Below are 17,464 nucleotides of genomic sequence, written 5' to 3'. Positions count from 1 at the left end.
GTGACCGATTCCGTTGATGTCCCCATTATCGCCGCAGTCACTCCCGGGTACGCGCATCCGGGAGACGCCGGTGCAGATCTGGTCTCGGCCGAGGCCGTGCATCTCGAGCCGGGGGAGCGGGCTCTGGTCGCGACGGGCGTGCGCATCGCGCTCCCGGACGGGTACGCCGCCTTCGTGGTGCCGCGGAGCGGTCTCGCCGCGAAGCACGGCATCTCGATCGTCAACTCGCCCGGCACCGTCGACGCCGGATACCGCGGTGAGATCAAGGTGAGTCTGATCAACACCGATACCCGCAGCGCGTACGATGTGGCGGTCGGCGATCGCATCGCGCAGCTGATCATCATGCCGGTGACGCGTGCCACGTTCCTCCCGGTCGATGAGCTGCCAGACAGCATCCGCGGCGACGGGGGATTCGGTTCCACCGGATACCAGGCGGCGCTCCACCAGAACGAAGCAGGACAAGCCAATGACTGACAACAACGACACCCCTTCGAAGTCGGCGCCCGAGAACCGCGCCACCGATGGGCCCTTCGACGACTCCGAGGCGAACCCGGTCCGGCCGTACATCGATCTCGGGGGGATCAAGATCCTTCCGCGTGAAGGCCTGAACCTGCGACTCGAGGTGGAGGAGCAGACCAAGCGCATCGTGGCCGTCGGCCTGGACTACGCCGACTCCTCGTTGCAGGTGCAGCCGTTCGCGGCGCCGCGATCGGGCGGTCTCTGGGATGAGACCCGCGTGCAGCTGCGCGATCAGGTGAAGGCGCAGGGCGGCCGCGTCGAGGAGCGCGACGGTCCGCTGGGCAAGGAGCTGCTCGCCGAGGTCCCTGCGACCGCGAGCGAGGGTTCGGGTCTGCGTCTCGCGCGCTTCATCGGCATCGACGGGCCGCGGTGGTTCCTGCGTGGGGTCATCGGCGGCGCCGGCGCGTCGGATCCGGAGGCCGGGGCCAAGGTCGAGGACCTGTTCCGATCGATCGTCGTCGTGCGCGGTGGTTCTCCCATGCCGCCGCGCGACCTGATCCCGCTGAAGATGCCGGCGACACCGGGCTCGGCGTGAGCACGCCGGAACACGAGCCGGAGCGCGAGAAGCGCACCTCGGAACTCCTCGGGGAGGCGCTCGGCAGTGCGGCTCGCCGTGCCGGACTCGACCCGGCGGAGAGCGCCAGCACCCACAAGGTCGTGTGGTCGGCCATCGGCGGGGTTCGCGGCATCCTCGAATCGGTGCTGCCCAGTCTCGCCTTCGTCGTCATCTTCACGATCCGCCCCGAGCCGCTGATCCTCTCGCTGGGGATATCCGTCGGCCTCGCCGCGATCTTCACGATCGTGCGTCTGCTGCAGAAGTCCCCGCCGTCCGCCGCCATCGGCGGGCTGGTCGCCGCGGTGGCTGCGGCCGGACTGGCACTGTGGACGGGGCGCGGCGCCGACAACTTCGTCCCCGGCCTGATCACGAACGCCGTGTACGGCTCGGTCATCCTGGTGTCGGCCCTGATCGGATGGTCGCTGATCGGCCTCGCCGTCGGGTTCCTGATGGGGGAGGGCACTGCCTGGCGGAACGATCGGCGCAAACGTCGCGCGTACTTCTGGCTCGGCATCGCATGGGCCGCGCTGTTCTTCGCGCGGCTCGCGGTGCAGCTGCCGCTCTACCTCGCGGGTGACGTCACGGCGCTCGGCACGCTCAAGCTCATCATGGGGCTGCCGCTGTTCGCGCCCCTCATCGCCGTCACCTGGCTGGTCGTCCGGGCTCTCCATCCTCGGGGGCCGTCGCGCGAGGATACCGCCGAGGCATGATAGATTTATCTTGACATCAAGATAAATCGCAGGCTTTCGCCGGCGGGCCGCGCGGAGCAGACTGGTTAGGTCCGCCTTGCTAGCCGCAGGAGCTCGCTGGCGAGCAAGATGGAGGCGCCTGTCGCTCCCATCCGAATAGAAGGAGACGGATTCGTGTCCACGGTGAACAGCTTCGGTGCCAAGAGCACCCTGACAGTCGGCAGCACCGACTACGAGATCTTCCGCATCGACACGGTGCCCGGTTTCGAGAAGCTCCCCTTCAGTCTCAAGGTCCTCCTGGAGAACCTGCTTCGCACCGAGGACGGCGCGAATGTGACGAAGGCGCAGATCGAGGCGCTGGGGTCGTGGGATGCCGCGGCAGAGCCCAACACCGAGATCCAGTTCACGCCGGCCCGCGTGGTCATGCAGGACTTCACCGGTGTGCCCTGCATCGTCGACCTCGCCACCATGCGCGAGGCCGTGACGGCGCTCGGCGGAGACGCGAACAAGATCAACCCGCTCTCGCCCGCCGAGATGGTCATCGACCACTCCGTGATCGCCGACCTGTTCGGCTCCGAGAACGCCCTCGAGCGCAATGTCGAGATCGAGTACGAGCGCAACGGCGAGCGCTACCAGTTCCTTCGCTGGGGGCAGACCGCGTTCAGCGACTTCAAGGTCGTCCCGCCTGGAACCGGCATCGTCCACCAGGTGAACATCGAGCACCTCGCGAAGGTCATCTACGACCGGGACGTCGACGGCGTGCTCCGCGCATACCCCGACACCTGCGTCGGCACCGACTCGCACACCACCATGGTCAACGGCCTCGGCGTGCTGGGTTGGGGCGTCGGCGGCATCGAGGCGGAGGCGGCCATGCTCGGCCAGCCCGTGTCGATGCTCATCCCGCGCGTCGTCGGCTTCAAGCTGTCGGGTGAGATCCCCGCCGGCGTCACTGCCACCGACGTCGTGCTCACGATCACCGACCTGCTGCGCAAGCACGGCGTGGTCGGCAAGTTCGTCGAGTTCTACGGTGAGGGCGTGGCATCCGTGCCGCTCGCGAACCGCGCCACGATCGGCAACATGTCGCCCGAGTTCGGCTCCACGGCCGCGATCTTCCCGATCGACGACGTCACCCTCGACTACCTGCGCCTCACCGGCCGCAGCGAGGAGGCCGTCGCACTGGTCGAGGCGTACGCCAAGGAGCAGAAGCTCTGGCACGACGCCTCGCACGAGCCGACCTTCAGCGAGTACCTCGAGCTCGACCTCGGCACGGTCGTGCCGTCGATCGCCGGCCCGAAGCGCCCGCAGGACCGCATCCTCCTCTCCGAGGCGAAGACGCAGTTCGAGCAGGACATCCTGAGCTATGCGACGCCCTCGACGAGCGACGACATCGTCGACCTCGAGTCGAAGCACTCGTTCCCGGCGTCCGACCCGGGACAGGTCCCCGGCGAAGAGGAGCCGACGACGCGCCCCGTGCACATCAGCAGCGGTGCGCCGACGAACGCCTCCAACCCGGTTCCCGTCACCACGCCGTCGGGGGAGAAGTACATCCTCGACAACGGAGCCGTCACCCTCGCCGCGATCACCTCGTGCACCAACACGTCGAACCCGTCGGTCATGATCGCGGCCGGTCTCGTCGCGCGCAAGGCGCTCGAGAAGGGCCTGAAGCAGAAGCCGTGGGTCAAGACGACTCTCGGCCCCGGCTCGAAGGTCGTCACCGACTACTACGAGAAGTCCGGTCTGGACAAGGACCTCGAGGGCCTCGGCTTCTACACCGTCGGCTACGGGTGCACGATCTGCATCGGCAACTCGGGCCCGCTGATCGAAGAGGTGTCGGAGGCGATCAACTCGCACGACCTCGCCGTCACCGCCGTGCTCTCGGGCAACCGCAACTTCGAGGGTCGCATCAGCCCCGACGTGAAGATGAACTACCTCGCCAGCCCGCCGCTGGTCATCGCGTATGCGCTGGCCGGGTCGATGCACTTCGACTTCGAGAACGACGCGCTCGGCAAGGGCAGCGACGGACAGGACGTCTTCCTGAAGGACATCTGGCCGACGCCCGATGAGGTGCAGGAGATCGTCGACTCGTCGATCTCGCGCGACCAGTTCATCAAGCAGTACGCGACGGTGTTCGACGGCGACGAGCGCTGGCGCAACCTGCCGACGCCGGACGACGACACGTTCCAGTGGGACGAGAACTCGACCTACGTCCGCAAGGCGCCGTACTTCGACGGCATGACGATGGAGCTCACCCCGGTGAAGGACATCGAGGGTGCTCGTGTCATGGCGACGCTCGGCGACTCGGTCACGACCGACCACATCTCGCCGGCCGGAAACATCAAGCCGGGCACGCCGGCGGCGCAGTACCTCACCGAGCACGGCGTCGACCGCAAGGACTTCAACTCCTTCGGTTCGCGTCGTGGCAACCACGAGGTCATGATCCGCGGGACGTTCGCGAACATCCGTCTGAAGAACCTCATGGTCTCGGCCGTCAACGACGGACAGGTCGTCGAGGGTGGATTCACGCGCGACTTCACGCAGCCCGGCGGCCCGCAGTCGTACATCTACGACGCGAGCATGAACTACCAGGAGCAGGGTACCCCTCTCGTCATCTTCGGCGGCAAGGAGTACGGCTCCGGCTCGTCGCGCGACTGGGCGGCCAAGGGCACGAGCCTGCTGGGCGTCAAGGCCGTCATCACCGAGAGCTTCGAGCGCATCCACCGCTCGAACCTGATCGGCATGGGCGTCGTCCCGCTGCAGTTCCCTGCCGGCGAGAGCTGGGAGTCGCTCGGACTCGACGGTACCGAGATCGTCTCGATCTCGGGTCTGGAAGAGCTCAACAACGGCGTCACGCCCAAGACGGTCAAGGTCACGGCCACCCCGAGCGAGCACTCGCCCGAGGGCAAGCAGACCGTGGAGTTCGACGCGGTCGTCCGCATCGACACCCCCGGTGAGGCCGACTACTACCGCAACGGCGGCATCCTGCAGTACGTGCTGCGTTCGCTGGTCTGATCGCACAGACGAAAGGGGCTCGGGTCTTCGGACACGAGCCCCTTCCGCCTGTCAAGGGGGTGTCTGTGCAGCGTGCTCTGCGGAGCCCGCGGGGTAGGATCGAGAGGCGCCCGCACCCCCGTCGGGTGCTTCCGGCGGAGCCTGTGAGGAGGCGCAGATGACCATTCTTCCGAGCATCTCAGGACCCCGTGATCTGGACGCCCTCTCGGCCGACCAACTGGAGCAGCTCGCTGCAGAGATCCGAGAGTTCCTCGTCGACAACGTCTCCCGGACGGGAGGCCACCTCGGTCCGAACCTCGGAGTGGTCGAGCTGACCATCGCGCTGCACCGGGTCTTCTCCTCCCCGGACGATCCCTTCATCTTCGACACCGGTCACCAGTCCTACGTGCACAAGCTGCTCACCGGGCGCCAGGACTTCTCCGCCCTGCGGGTGCGTGGCGGTCTCGCCGGGTATCCGCAACGCGGGGAGAGCGCCCATGACGTCGTGGAGTCCTCCCACGCCTCGAGTTCGCTCAGCTGGGCCGACGGCATCTCCCGGGCGCTCACCGCGACCGGTCGGGCGGATCGGCATGTCGTCGCGGTCGTGGGCGACGGTGCGCTCACGGGCGGCATGACGTGGGAGGCGCTGAACAACATCTCCGACGACAACGACCGCAATCTCGTGATCGTGGTCAATGACAACGGACGCTCGTACGCGCCGACGATCGGCGGCATGTCGCGGTACCTGAACCGGGTGCGCACCGCCGCCGCATACAAAGACCTGCACCAGCGCTCCGACCGCCTGTTCCGCGCCTTCGGCCCGGTCGGCCGAGCGGTGTTCCGCGGCGTCCGCGGGGGAACGCACGGTTTCCTGTCGCGGTTCACGAACAACGAGGCGCTGTACTCCAACCTCGACATCAAGTACCTGGGTCCGGTCGACGGGCACGACCTCCCGGCACTGCTCGAGACCCTCGAGCTGGCGAAGTCGTATGGTGCTCCGGTGATCGTGCACGCGATCACCGAGAAGGGGCGCGGTTACCAACCGGCACGCGATGACGAAGCCGACCAGTTCCACGCCGTAGGGAAGATCGACCCGACGACCGGAGAGACACTGTCGTCCGGCGGCCGAGGATGGACCGATGTGTTCTCCGATGCGCTCGTGTCGGTGGGCGAGCAGCGCAGCGATGTGATCGCGATGACGGCCGCCATGCTGCGGCCGACAGGTCTCGCTCCGTTCGCGGAGCGGTTCCCCGATCGGGTGTACGACGTCGGCATCGCCGAGCAGCATGCGGTCGCCTCTGCGGCCGGACTCGCTTTCGGCGGGCTGCACCCGGTGGTCGCGCTCTACGCGACATTCATGGGGCGCGCGTTCGATCAGGTGCTGATGGACGTGGCTCTGCACCGCGCCGGCGTCACCTTCGTGCTCGACCGCGCAGGGGTGACCGGCCCGGACGGCCCCAGCCACCACGGCATGTGGGACCTCGCCATGCTCCAGATCGTCCCGCACATCCGCATCGCCGCCCCGCGAGACGGCGCCCGGCTGACGGAGGCCCTGAACGAGGCCGTCGAGGTCGACGACGCCCCCACGGTCATCCGCTTCCCCAAGGGCGAGGTCGCGCAGGATCTTCCGGCGATCGAGCGCCTGCGTGACGGCGTCGACGTGCTGGCCCGCGGCGAGAGCGAAGACGTCCTGATCGTGGCGATCGGTCCCTTCGCGGAACTCGCGTTGGACGTCGCCGATCGTCTGCGCGCGCAGGGGATCGGGGCGACCGTCATCGACCCGCGCTGGGCTATCCCGGTGCAGCCGTCCATCGTCGAGCTCGCCGGGCACCACCGCCTCGTCATCACGCTCGAAGACGGCATCCGCGTCGGCGGCATCGGCACCCGGGTCCGCCAGGCCCTCCGAGAGGCCGGCATCGACACGGCGGTCGACGAGCTCGGCCTGCCCGACGAGTTCATCGACCATGCGAGCCGCGACCAGATCCTCGCCGATGCGGGACTCACACCGTCGAAGATCGCGCAGGACATCGTCGCCCAGGTTCTCGGAACCCGCATCCCGAAGGCCCGCCACGCGGGGGAGACGGGCGCGATCGACCTTCCGCTGCACGAGCGGCACTGAGCCGAGCGGCCCGAGCCGACGTCTTCCCCGGCACCGCGTCGGCGGGCGTCAGTTCAGTGCGTGCAGCGCGGCGACGGCTTGAGCGCCCCGATCGACGTCGCGGAGTGCCGTCGAGAGGAGATACCCGTCGGTCAGGGCGTCACCGGTCACCATGACGCGCACGAGTTCCACACCGCAGGCGCGGCGCACCTCATCGGCACTCGCGGCGATGACCCTGGTGTTGATCTCGTCGTTGTGCGGCAACTCGGTGCCCTCGAGCCCGCGGATGACATCGCGCAGCGCTGCTCCGACGATGTTCGAGGCCCGCTCCTTGACGTTCACGACGTCGAGCTCGAACACTCGCAGATCTCGACCGCTCGGTATCGGTCGCCATTCGAACGACGCGTGGACCCGGTGCTGGTGACCGTTCGCTCCTCCCATCTCCCGCACCGGGAGATCGGTCGCCCGACAGCGGACGTCGATCAGCCGGTACCAGTAGAACAGCGGGAACGCGCCGTGCGAGCCCGGATCGAGCACGACCACCTCGCCGACCGCGCCCCCGCGATTGGTCGGGCGTCGCTGGGGGCGATTGCGGATGATGGGCTTGCCGTTTCGCGTCCGGATGGCCGCCCAGCCCTCATCGACAGTGACGATGAAGAGCTTCAGGAGAGCGGGGAGTACCAGGAGGGTCGTGAGGATCGCTGTTCCGGTCTTCAACAGCCCTGACATCCCTTTGCCGCCCAGCATCGTGAAGAGCATGTCCATGACACCACTGTGCACGCTCGCGGCGGGCAGTGCGTCGCGTGGGGACCGCGGTCGAGGGGAGTTCATGCGCTGTTCTCCCGCCGTTACCCGCGTTGCCGTGCCGTCGAACCGGGAGCGCTCGGATCCGCCTCCGGAAGGAATCAGGCCCCGTCTGCGAGCGACCTCTGGACGATGGCTTCGACGGCTGCGCGGCACCGTTCTCGGTCGGCATCGACGAGCCCGATGCGGGTCCGCCGGTCGAGGACGTCCTCGACCGTCATGGCGCCCTCGACACGCACGGCGTACTCGACCTCAGCACTGGTCAGGCCCGTCTCCTCGTCGACCGGCTCTCGAGCAACGGGAACCCTGCGGTCGACGAGACGCAATGACGCGGTCCGGCTCGGTGGGGCCGTCAGCCCGCGGGTGTGCAGCGCCAGATCGACCGCGTCCTCGGCCATCCGTCGATAGGTGGTCAGCTTCCCGCCGAGGACCGTGACGAACCCCGCGCCGGACACGGTCACGAGGTGTCTGCGCGAGATGTCGGCCGTCGGAGCCGTGCCCCGGTCGACGAGAGGTCTAAGGCCCGCGAACGCGCCGCGCACCTGCTCGCGTCGGATCGGCGACGCGACCACACGATTGAGGTTCGTGAGCAGGAAGTCGATCTCACGTTCCGTGGGCTGCGCAACCCGGGGCACGGCGTCCGGAGCATCCTCGTCGGTCAGCCCGACGATCACCCGACCGTACGCCTGCGGCAGCGCGAAGACATATCGGCTGATCGACCCTTCGTGGGGGATCGTGAGGGCCGTGTGCGGCGCCCCGAGGTCGTTCGCGTCGAGGACGATGTGCGTGCCCCGGCTCGGGCGCACCCGGATCGCGTCGTCGAGCGAGCCCGCCCCCACGCCGGTCGCGTTGATGACGGCGCGCGCTCTGATATCGAGACGCTCTCCCGTCAGCGTGTCCTCGGCGGTCGCGCCGTCGCCACGCAGCCCGAGAGCTCGGACTCGGGTGAGGATCCGCGCTCCGAGCGACGCGGCTGTCCGCGCCACCGTGACCACGAGCCTGGCGTCGTCGTCGAGCTGGCCGTCGTACGACGAGCATGCCGCCGCGCAGACCACGGCGTTCCAGGGCCGGCGCGATGCGGGCGGCCGTGCGCGCGGACACCAGAACCGGAGCCGGGAGCACGGCCCGGGAGGTGTGCGCTCATCCGCAGGAGGTCACCGAGCCCCATGCCGAGAGCGCCGGCCGTGCGCTGGCGGAGCGTGATGCCTTCGCTGAACGGGAGCAGCTGTCCGAGCGGACGGATCAGGTGCGGGGCGATGGTGGTCATGAAGGTGTCGCTCGTGCGCGCTCTCCCGTGCGGTGGCCACGTCCCCGGTGGCAAGGTAACGCAGGCCGCCGTGCACGAGTTTCGAGCTGAACCGACTCGTGCCGAAGGAGAGGTCCTCCGCGTCGATCAGCGTGACGGAGAGGCCGCGAGCTGCGGCGTCCAGGGCGACGCCGGCGCCCGTGATCCCGCCGCCGATGACGAGAACATCCACCGTCTCCTCCGCCGCTCGTGCAAGGTCGCCCCGACGCCGTGACCCGTTCAGCGCAGAGGATGTCGTGGTCATGGGCGCAGAAGCCCGTCGAGAGTCGTCCGCAGTTCGCGCTCCCATGCGGCCTCGGAGATGAGCTCCGCGACGGTCCCGTGCGAGAGGACGGCGGACTGGGCCACCAGCAGCACCATGACCGCGATCTCTCCGGCCGGATCAGCGCGGACGGACCCATCGGTCTGGGCTGCGGCGATGGCGGCGGCGAGCCAGCGCAGTATCCGGCGCTGACTCGACCCGACGCGCTGCAGCGTGTAGCGGGTGAAGGCCTCCGGCTCGTCGGCGAGCAGACGCGCATACACCGTGTCGCCGCGGAAGAGCGTGATGAACCGCATGACTGCGTCGACCACCGACGCGCGGGTGCGGGCGGGGTCCGGCGGCAGCATCTCGATGAGCCCGATCACCCGACGAAGCAAAGCCGAGCGGACGACGTCGTCGGCATCGGACCAGCTGCGGTAGATCGTCGGACGGCTCAGCTCGAGCGCCGTGCGAGCTCGGCGATCGTCACGCCGTGCACACCACGACGGCTGATCAGGGCGTCGGCAGCGTCGAGGATGCGGGTCTGGGTGGCATCCCACGCGGGGAGCTCGTCTTCGCTCTTGTCGACTTCTGGTTGACGTTCTTCCATGATGTGTCACACTGTAACGCATGGAGCAGGAGAGTGGCAGCGGCGCCGACCATGTCGCGATGCGGTGGAACGGCTGGGGCGATCCTCGCAAGGCCAAGGAGCTGCCGCGCGCGGTCCGCACCCTGCTGCCGCTTCTGCTCGGTCGCATCCGTCGGCCAGAGGAGCCGGTGTCGCTGGACGCCGTCCGCATCGATGACAGCGCTCTGACGGCGGAGGATCTCGACGCTTTCCGCTCCGTCGTCGGCGCGGAGCACGTGGACGAGTCTGCGGAGGCGCGCATCCGCCACGCGGGCGGGCGGTCGACTCCGGACCTGTTGCGACGCCGAGCTCGGGAGCAGCGTGTGCCCGATGCCGTCGTGCGCCCGGCCGCTCACGACGAAGTACGTGCGTGCCTGGAGGTGGCTGGTGAGCGCGGGGTCGCGGTGATCCCCTTCGGCGGTGGTACGAGCGTCGTCGGTGCCCTCGACCCCGACCGCGGGACGCACCACGGTGTCGTGACCCTCGATCTGCGCCGCCTGACCGGCCTGGTGAGACTCGATGAGCTCAGCGGCGAAGCCGTGCTCGCCGCGGGCACCACAGGGCCCGAGGCGGAGTCGCTGCTGTCGGCGCACGGTCTCGAACTCGGACACTTCCCCCAGAGCTTCCGCTACGCGACGATCGGCGGCTTCGCGGCGGCGCGTTCCTCGGGCCAGAACTCGGCAGGCAACGGACGTTTCGAGACGATGGTGACCGGGATCCGCGTGGCGACGCCGACGGGGACCTCGAACTCGGGCGCTCACCCGGCTCGGCGGCGGGGCCCGACCTGATCCGTGTGTTCCTCGGCTCCGAGGGCATCTTCGGTGTGATCACCGAGGTCAAGGTGCGCGTGCATCCGATTCCTCGCGAGCGGTTGTTCGAATCGTGGACCTTCCCCGACTTCGAGAGCGGCGTCGAAGGGCTCCGGCGAGTGGCGCAGTCGGGCGACGGCCCTACCGTCATCCGGCTCTCCGACGAGGCGGAGACCGCGGTGAGCCTCGCCCAGGTGGGGAAGATCGGGAAGGCCCTCGCGAAGGGAGCGAGCGCGGTGACGGTGTACGAGGGCGAAGACATCACCGGTCGGCGGGCCAGGGCGAGTGCCCAGCTCGCCGCAGCCGGCGGCACGTCTGCCGGGGAGGGCGCGGCGGAGGAGTGGCTTCAGGGCCGCTTCGACGGTCCGTATCTGCGGGATTCGCTGCTCGACGCGGGTGTGTTCTGCGAGACCCTCGAGACCGCGACGACGTGGTCGAACCTGCGGCCCCTGCGCACGGCCGTCGAGACGGCGCTGAAGCACGGTTTCGCCGATGCCGGAGCGAAGACGTATGTCATGTGCCACGTCTCCCACATCTACCCCACAGGAGCGTCGCTCTACTTCACCGTGCTCGCCGGTATCCGTGCCGAGCCTCTCGGCGTCTGGGAGGCGGTGAAGGCGCGCGTGAACGACGCGATCATCGCGTCCGGCGGCACCATCAGCCATCACCATGCGGTGGGACGGGACCACGCGGACTGGCTCGGTCAGGAGATCGGCGACACCGGCATCCGCATCCTCACCGCGATCAAGCGCGAGCTCGATCCCGCAGGCATCCTGAACCCCGGTGCCGTGATCCCCGTCGAACGGACACGCTGACGTGGCAGAGCACATCGCCGTGCTCGCGAATCCCTTCTCCGGCAAGGGCCGCGGCAGGAGAGCTGCGGAGATCGCCGTCTCTCATCTGCGCGAACGAGGTGCGGATGTGCGGACCTACGCCGGCGCGTCAGCCGACGACACCGTCCGGCTCGCCGCCACGGCGCTCGCAGAGGAACCGCGCGCACTGGTCGTGGTGGGCGGCGACGGCACGCTCTCCGGCGTCCTCGACGTCGTCTGCGCGGCATCCGTTCCGGTAGCGCTCGTGGCAGCGGGCACCGGGAACGACTTGGCGCGGGCGCTGGGCCTGCCCCGTCGCGACGCCAAGGCTGCCGCGGAACTCGCGCTCACCGGGGTGCCGCGTCCGATCGACGTCGGAGAGATCCGCACAGCGACCGGTCAAGAAGTACCTGACCATCGCTGCTCTCGGCTTCGATGCGAAGATCAGCGAACGCACGAACCGACTCCGCTGGCCGCACGGCGCGCCCCGCTACTACCTCGCGCTGCTCATCGAACTCGCGCGTCTGCGCCCGATGGACTTCACGATCTCCGTCGACGGCGAGATCCCGAGGATGTCTCCCGGCACGCTGATCGCCGCGGGCAGCACAGCGAGCTACGGCGGGAGGCATGCCGATCTGCGTCGGAGCGCTGCCGGACGATGGCCTGCTCGACATCGTGCAGGTCGCGCCGCTCAGCCGTGCGCGCCTGCTTCGGCTGTTCCCGCTGCTCCTGCGCGGAACCCACCTGGATCGGCCGGAGGTCGTCCATCGACGGGCGCGAGCTGTCACGATCTCCGCTCCCGGGCTCGTCGTCTACGCGGACGGGGAGCGGGTCGGTGAGGATGAGTGCGCGATCTCCGTGTTTCCCGGGGCGCTCACCGTCATGGTGTCGGAGGGAGGGCGATGACCGGGTTCGACGAAGACGTCGTGATCGTGGGGTCGGGGTTCGGCGGGTCCGTCGCGGCGTTGCGGCTCCGAGAGAAGGGCTACCGGGTCAGGGTCTACGAAGCGGGACGTCGCTTCGAGGACGAGGACTTCGCGAAGACCAGCTGGAACCTGCGGCGTTACCTGTGGGCTCCCGCGCTCGGCTGCTTCGGGATCCAGCGCATCCATCGCCTGCCCCACGTGATGATCCTCGCGGGCGCCGGCGTCGGAGGAGGCTCGCTCAACTACGCGAACACGCTGTATCAGCCGGGAGTCGCGTTCTTCCAGGACCCGCAATGGCGTGACATCGCCGACTGGGAGTCCGAGCTGTCGCCGCACTATCGCACGGCGAAGCGGATGCTGGGGGTCGTGGAGCGCTATCCGCATACCGGCCCCGTCGAGCGGATCATGGCCGGTGCGGCGGAGGACCTCGGGGTGGGTTCCACGTTCCGCCATGCGCCGGTCGGCGTGTGGTTCGGGCGACCGGGGAGCGCGTCGCCGATCCTTATTTCGACGGCGAGGGACCTGAGCGCACCGGGTGCACGCTCTGCGGCAACTGCATGGTCGGATGCCGCGTCGGAGCGAAGAACACCCTGATGAAGAACTACCTCGCGCTCGCGGAGCGACGCGGTGCGGTGATCGAGCCGATGCGCACGGTCATCGACATCCGCGAGCTCCCGGCCGGGGGCTTCGCAGTCACGACCCGGCGCAGTGGTTCTCGGCTCCGGCGCACGCGGAGAACGGTGACCGCGGAGCAGGTGGTGCTCGCCGCGGGCACCTGGGGCACTCAGCAACTGTTGCATCGGATGAAGGCGTCCGGCGCGCTGCCGAGGATATCCGATGCCGTCGGACGCCTCACCCGGACGAACTCGGAGGCGCTCGACGGCGCGGTCGCCACGAGGGTGCCGGATTCCCTCGAGTTGGCGAGGGGTGTGGCGATCACCACGTCGTTCCACGTGGACGACCGTACGCACGTCGAGAACGTACGCTATGGACCCGGGTCGAATCTGATGGGAGCGCTCGCGACCGTGCTGGTGACCGGCGAGCGCTCGCTCGGCGCACGAGTGGGAGCCTTGCCCGTCAGGTGATCCGTGCGCCGCTGCGACAGTTCCGGTTGGCGAACCTGCGCAGGTGGGCGAGCGGGGCATCATCGCGCTCGTGATGCAGACCGCCGACAACTCCCTGACGCTGTCGCTGCGTCCACGTCTCGGGCGACTCGTCATGACGAGCGAGCAGGGGCATGGTGAGCCGAATCCGAGTCACCTGCCGCAGGCCCACGCGGCCGCAGCGGCGATCGCGGCGCGGATGCAGGAAGAGGGCGGCGTGTCGGCGGAAGCACGAGGATCGTGGCCCGGGTGTTCGGCATCCCGCTGACCGCCCACTTCCTCGGGGGAGCGGTGATCTCTGCGACACCCGAGGCGGGCGTCATCGACATGTACCACCGTGTGGGGGCACCCCGGTCTGCACGTCCTCGACGGCTCGGCCGTCTCGGCCAACCCCGGCGTGAACCCCTCGCTCACGATCACCGCTCTCGCCGAACGGGCCCTGGCGTACTGGCCCCGTCACGGTGAGACCGACGGGAGGCCGCCGCACTCACCGAACTGAGCGCCTGCACGCGCGTTCGCTCTTCGACGAAGCGCCCCACCGCGAACGGCGGGGCGCTTCGTCATGAAGAGCGTGCGACTCAGCGGCTCTCGACACCTCGGATCTGCGGGGTGTGGAAGGATCCCGCCGAACGCGCGCTCGGATGCCCCTCGCGATCGAGGTAGGGCGACGCACCGCCGTCGATGAACGGCCAGCCGGCCCCGAGGATCAGGCACAGATCGATGTCCTCGACCTCAGGGACGACCCCCTCGTCCAGCATCAGCTTGATCTCCTGAGCCAGCCCGTCCTGCACACGCTGGAGGATGGTCGCCGCCGGCGCCGGGGTCTTGCCGACGGCGGGCTTCAGCACCTTCTCGGCCTGCTTGCTCCAGCCGACGACTCGTCCACCCTTGTCCTTCTCCACGACCTGATCGAGCTCGGCGAGCGCGTGGAAGTTCTCGTTGGCGTAGAACCGGTCGGGGAAGGCGCGCACCATCGTGTCCTGCACGTGGGCGGCGACCTTCCAACCCACCAGGTCGATCAGCTGGAACGGACCCATCGGCAGGCCGAGCGGACCGAAGGCCTTCTCGACGTCGGCGATCGGCGTGCCCTCGTAGACGGCGCGGGCGGCCTCGCCCATGACCTTGGCGAGCAGACGGTTCACGACGAAACCGGGCGCGTCGGCGGTGAGGACCGCGTTCTTGCCCAGACCCTTCGCGATGACGAAGGCCGTCGAGAGCGCGGCGTCGTCGGTGGCGGGCGTCTTCACGACCTCGATCAGCGGCATCACCGCCACCGGGTTGAAGAAGTGGAAGCCGACCAGTCGCTCGGGGTGGGCGAGCTTCGACCCGATCTCCTCGACCGACAGCGACGAGGTGTTCGTGGCGAGGATCGCATCCTCGGCGATGATCTTCTCGATCTCGCCGAACACCTGCTGCTTGACGCCGACCTCTTCGAACACGGCCTCGATCACGAAGTCGCAGTCCGCGTAGAGGCTCTTGTCGGTGGTGCCCGTCACGAGCGCGCGCAGCTTGTTGGCGGAGTCGGAGTCCAGCCGACCCTTCGCCTCGAGCTTGCCGATCTCGTCGTGGATGTACGCGACGCCCTTGTCGACGCGCGCCTGATCCAGGTCGGTGATGAGCACGGGCACCTGGAGCTTGCGCACGAACAGCAGCGCGAACTGGCTGGCCATGAGTCCGGCGCCGATGATGCCGACCTTGGTGACCTTCTTCGCCAGGGCTTTGTCGGGAGCGCCGACGGGCCGCTTGGCGCGCTTCTGCACCAGGTCGAACGCGTACATGGACGCGGCGAACTGGTCGCCAGTCACGAGTTCGGCCAGCGCCTCGTCCTCGCGGGCAAAGCCCTCCGCCTTCGTGCCGCTCTTCGCCTTGTCAAGGAGGTCGAGTGCCGCGTACGGCGACTTCGGGACGGTCCCGATCTTCGACTCCAGCATGCCCCGAGCCATCTTGATGGCGATCGGCCATTTGGTGAGGCGCTCGATCTTGCCGGGCTCGTTCCTGCGCTCGACCTTTTTGCCGCCGAGCACCGCGTCGGCCCACGCCAGCGAGTTCTCGAGGTAGTTCGCGGCGGGGAAGATCGCGTCGAAGATGCCGAAGTCGAACGCCTGCTGCGGCTTCAGCATCCGGTTCTGCTTGAGCGGATTCGAGATGACGACCTCGAGGGCGTTCTCGATGCCGATGAGGTTCGGCAGCAGGTACGCGCCGCCCCAGCCGGGGATGATGCCGAGGAAGACCTCGGGCAGGGCGATCGCAGCGGCGGACGCATCCACCGTGCGGTAGCTGGAGTTCAGTGCGATCTCCAGACCGCCGCCCAGCGCGAGGCCGTTCACGAAGGCGAACGACGGCACGCCGAGGTCGCCGAGCTTGCCGAGCACCTTGTGGCCGAGCTGAGCGATGAGGCGCGCGTTGTCGCGGGAGCCGACCTTGCTGATGTCCGAGAGATCCGCGCCGGCGGCCATGATGTACTGCTTGCCGGTGATGCCGACCGCCTGGATCTCGCCGGCGGCCGCGCGTGCCTTGAGCCCGTCGAGGGTCTCTCCGAGCTGCGTGAGCGTCGCAGGACCGAGTGTGTTCGGGCGGGTGTGATCGCGACCGTTGTCGAGCGTGATGAGCGCGAGGACCTTGCCGGAAGCGAGGCGGATGTCGCGCACGGGGGAGTGCGTGATGACCTCGCCGTCGGTGAGGGCCTGGATGGGGGAGAAGTCGATGTCGTCGTAGTTCGTCACGGGGGCGCTCACTTCTTCTTCCTGCCGTCGTAGTGCGGGTTCTCCCAGATGACCGAACCGCCCTGCCCGAGCCCGACGCACATGGCGGTCAGGCCGTAACGGACATCGGGGCGCTCGGCGAACTGCGCCGCGAGCTGGATCATCAGACGGACACCGGATGCCGCCAGCGGGTGTCCGAGCGCGATCGCGCCGCCCCACTGGTTGACGCGGGGGTCGTCGTCGGCGATGCCGAAGTGGTCGAGCAGGGAGATCACCTGGATGGCGAATGCCTCGTTGAGCTCGAACAGCCCGATGTCGGCGATCGTGAGACCCGCCTTCTTCAGAGCCTTCTCGGTCGAGGGGATCGGCCCGATGCCCATGATCTCGGGCTGCACGCCGGCGAAGGCAAACGACACCATGCGCATCTTCGGCGCGAGTCCGAACTCCTTCACCGCACCGCCGCCGGCGAGCAGCGACATGGTCGCGCCATCCGTGAGCGGAGACGAGGTACCTGCCGTGACGCGGCCATGCGGACGGAACGGCGTCTTGAGGGCGGCGAGGTCCTCCATCGTCGTCTGCGGACGGCGGCCCTCGTCCTCGGTCGCGAGGCCCCAGGCGCCGTCGACGCCCTTGGTGGCGACCGGAACCAGGTCTGGCTGGATCTTGCCGGCGTCATACGCCGCCTGCACCTTGTGCTGGCTGAGCATGCCGAAGCGGTCGGAGCGCTCCTTGGTCAGATGCGGGAAGCGGTCGAAGATCCTCTCGGCCGTGACTCCCATGTTGAGGGCGCCAGGATCGACCATCTTCTCCGCGACGAAACGCGGGTTGGGGTCGGCGTTGCCGCCGATCGGGTGGTGCCCCATGTGCTCGACGCCACCGGCCAGGGCGAAGTCGTACATGCCGACGCCGATCGATGCGCCCATGGTGGTGACGCTGGTCATCGCCCCGGCGCACATGCGCTCGACCGCGAGTCCCGGCACGGTCTGCGGGAGTCCGGCGAGGATCGCCACCGAACGGCCGAGGGTCAGCCCCTGGTCTCCGGTCTGGCTCGTCGCCGCGATGGCGACATCGTCGATGCGGTCCGCCGGGACGGCGGCGTTGCGCTCCATCAGGCCGATGGTCGCCTTGACCGCGAGGTCATCCGCGCGGGTGTTCCAGTACATGCCCTTTTCGCCGGCGCGCCCGAAGGGGGTGCGTACTCCATCGACGAAGAAGACGTCCGAGATCTCGGCCACTCTGCCTCCAAGTTAGTGCGTGACCTCAGTCTATGAAGCCCGAGAAAC

Annotated in this window: 19 protein-coding genes and 3 pseudogenes; 14 read left to right on the top strand and 8 right to left on the bottom strand. The window is 68.6% G+C overall.

From position 1 onward, the window contains the following. From dut to dxs, 5 genes are all read left to right on the top strand, one after another. Positions 1 to 474: a dUTP diphosphatase gene (dut, locus tag G4G29_RS10690; RefSeq protein ID WP_183150118.1), complete on the top strand. Its 474-nt coding sequence runs from the start codon at positions 1 to 3 to the stop codon at positions 472 to 474. Beyond that, positions 467 to 1,054, top strand: a complete 588-nt coding sequence (locus G4G29_RS10685) for a DUF3710 domain-containing protein (RefSeq protein WP_183150117.1) — start codon at positions 467 to 469, stop codon at positions 1,052 to 1,054. The genes dut and G4G29_RS10685 overlap by 8 nt, the downstream gene beginning before the upstream one ends. Further along, the gene (locus G4G29_RS10680; RefSeq protein WP_183150116.1) at positions 1,051 to 1,785 is read left to right on the top strand and encodes a DUF3159 domain-containing protein; all 735 of its coding nucleotides are present in this window, start codon (positions 1,051 to 1,053) and stop codon (positions 1,783 to 1,785) included. The genes G4G29_RS10685 and G4G29_RS10680 overlap by 4 nt, the downstream gene beginning before the upstream one ends. Before the next feature lie 108 nt (positions 1,786 to 1,893). Then, positions 1,894 to 4,773, top strand: coding sequence for an aconitate hydratase AcnA (gene acnA, locus G4G29_RS10675; RefSeq protein ID WP_183150115.1), 2,880 nt, complete (start codon positions 1,894 to 1,896; stop codon positions 4,771 to 4,773). A 157-nt stretch (positions 4,774 to 4,930) separates the two neighbouring features. Then, on the top strand, positions 4,931 to 6,871 hold the full coding sequence (gene dxs, locus G4G29_RS10670) for a 1-deoxy-D-xylulose-5-phosphate synthase (RefSeq protein WP_183150114.1): 1,941 nt from the start codon (positions 4,931 to 4,933) through the stop codon (positions 6,869 to 6,871). Positions 6,872 to 6,919: 48 nt separating this feature from the next. Here dxs and G4G29_RS10665 read toward each other — a convergent pair whose 3' ends face one another. From G4G29_RS10665 to G4G29_RS21955, 6 genes and pseudogenes are all read right to left on the bottom strand, one after another. Beyond that, positions 6,920 to 7,615: an SPFH domain-containing protein gene (locus tag G4G29_RS10665; protein WP_183152809.1), complete on the bottom strand. Its 696-nt coding sequence runs from the start codon at positions 7,613 to 7,615 to the stop codon at positions 6,920 to 6,922. Between the two features lie 140 nt (positions 7,616 to 7,755). Then, on the bottom strand, positions 7,756 to 8,052 hold the full coding sequence (locus tag G4G29_RS23995) for a glycerol-3-phosphate dehydrogenase C-terminal domain-containing protein (protein WP_258567215.1): 297 nt from the start codon (positions 8,050 to 8,052) through the stop codon (positions 7,756 to 7,758). A gap of 15 nt (positions 8,053 to 8,067) precedes the next feature. Continuing rightward, positions 8,068 to 8,715, bottom strand: a pseudogene (locus tag G4G29_RS10660) (FAD-dependent oxidoreductase); the annotation flags it as partial. 93 nt (positions 8,716 to 8,808) lie between these two features. Further along, entirely contained in the window at positions 8,809 to 9,204 is a 396-nt protein-coding gene (locus G4G29_RS23420) for an FAD-dependent oxidoreductase (RefSeq protein ID WP_274601157.1), read from the bottom strand. Then, on the bottom strand, positions 9,201 to 9,587 hold the full coding sequence (locus G4G29_RS21960; protein ID WP_244631890.1) for a hypothetical protein: 387 nt from the start codon (positions 9,585 to 9,587) through the stop codon (positions 9,201 to 9,203). The genes G4G29_RS23420 and G4G29_RS21960 overlap by 4 nt, the downstream gene beginning before the upstream one ends. 68 nt (positions 9,588 to 9,655) lie before the next feature. Continuing rightward, the gene (locus tag G4G29_RS21955; protein ID WP_244631888.1) at positions 9,656 to 9,811 is read right to left on the bottom strand and encodes a TetR family transcriptional regulator; all 156 of its coding nucleotides are present in this window, start codon (positions 9,809 to 9,811) and stop codon (positions 9,656 to 9,658) included. A 20-nt stretch (positions 9,812 to 9,831) separates the two neighbouring features. Here G4G29_RS21955 and G4G29_RS21950 point away from each other — a divergent pair, with 20 nt between their 5' ends. The 9 genes and pseudogenes from G4G29_RS21950 to G4G29_RS21910 all read left to right on the top strand — a co-directional run bounded on the left by G4G29_RS21950 (position 9,832) and on the right by G4G29_RS21910 (position 13,978). Further along, a complete protein-coding gene (locus tag G4G29_RS21950) occupies positions 9,832 to 10,617 on the top strand; it encodes an FAD-dependent oxidoreductase (RefSeq protein ID WP_244631886.1) in 786 nt (261 codons plus the stop codon). A 5-nt stretch (positions 10,618 to 10,622) separates the two neighbouring features. Next, the gene (locus G4G29_RS21945) at positions 10,623 to 11,453 is read left to right on the top strand and encodes an FAD-linked oxidase C-terminal domain-containing protein (protein WP_244631884.1); all 831 of its coding nucleotides are present in this window, start codon (positions 10,623 to 10,625) and stop codon (positions 11,451 to 11,453) included. A 1-nt stretch (position 11,454) separates the two neighbouring features. Continuing rightward, positions 11,455 to 11,775: pseudogene (locus tag G4G29_RS21940) on the top strand (acylglycerol kinase family protein); the annotation flags it as partial. Between the two features lie 4 nt (positions 11,776 to 11,779). After that, positions 11,780 to 12,013, top strand: a pseudogene (locus tag G4G29_RS23990) (hypothetical protein); the annotation flags it as partial. A 64-nt stretch (positions 12,014 to 12,077) separates the two neighbouring features. Continuing rightward, positions 12,078 to 12,356 (top strand): hypothetical protein, encoded by a 279-nt coding sequence (locus G4G29_RS21930; protein WP_244631883.1) that lies wholly within the window; start codon positions 12,078 to 12,080, stop codon positions 12,354 to 12,356. Further along, entirely contained in the window at positions 12,353 to 12,970 is a 618-nt protein-coding gene (locus tag G4G29_RS21925) for an NAD(P)-binding protein (protein WP_244631881.1), read from the top strand. Before G4G29_RS21930 ends, G4G29_RS21925 begins: the two co-directional genes overlap by 4 nt. Next, positions 12,934 to 13,461, top strand: coding sequence for a hypothetical protein (locus tag G4G29_RS21920; protein ID WP_244631879.1), 528 nt, complete (start codon positions 12,934 to 12,936; stop codon positions 13,459 to 13,461). Before G4G29_RS21925 ends, G4G29_RS21920 begins: the two co-directional genes overlap by 37 nt. A gap of 43 nt (positions 13,462 to 13,504) precedes the next feature. Then, positions 13,505 to 13,747 carry a hypothetical protein gene (locus tag G4G29_RS21915; RefSeq protein WP_244631877.1) on the top strand — a complete coding sequence of 81 codons (243 nt, stop codon included), beginning with the start codon at positions 13,505 to 13,507 and terminating at the stop codon, positions 13,745 to 13,747. A gap of 69 nt (positions 13,748 to 13,816) precedes the next feature. Beyond that, entirely contained in the window at positions 13,817 to 13,978 is a 162-nt protein-coding gene (locus G4G29_RS21910; RefSeq protein WP_244631875.1) for a GMC oxidoreductase, read from the top strand. Positions 13,979 to 14,057: 79 nt separating this feature from the next. Here G4G29_RS21910 and G4G29_RS10635 read toward each other — a convergent pair whose 3' ends face one another. Next, on the bottom strand, positions 14,058 to 16,202 hold the full coding sequence (locus G4G29_RS10635; RefSeq protein WP_183152808.1) for a 3-hydroxyacyl-CoA dehydrogenase NAD-binding domain-containing protein: 2,145 nt from the start codon (positions 16,200 to 16,202) through the stop codon (positions 14,058 to 14,060). Positions 16,203 to 16,210: 8 nt separating this feature from the next. Continuing rightward, positions 16,211 to 17,416, bottom strand: a complete 1,206-nt coding sequence (locus tag G4G29_RS10630; protein ID WP_183150113.1) for a thiolase family protein — start codon at positions 17,414 to 17,416, stop codon at positions 16,211 to 16,213. Positions 17,417 to 17,464: the final 48 nt, after the last annotated feature.

Source organism: Microbacterium sp. Se63.02b (genome assembly GCF_014171575.1).
GTDB lineage: Bacteria > Actinomycetota > Actinomycetes > Actinomycetales > Microbacteriaceae > Microbacterium.
The sequence above is the reverse complement of the archived record's forward strand: the minus strand, read 5'-3'. Positions and strand labels throughout refer to the sequence as shown.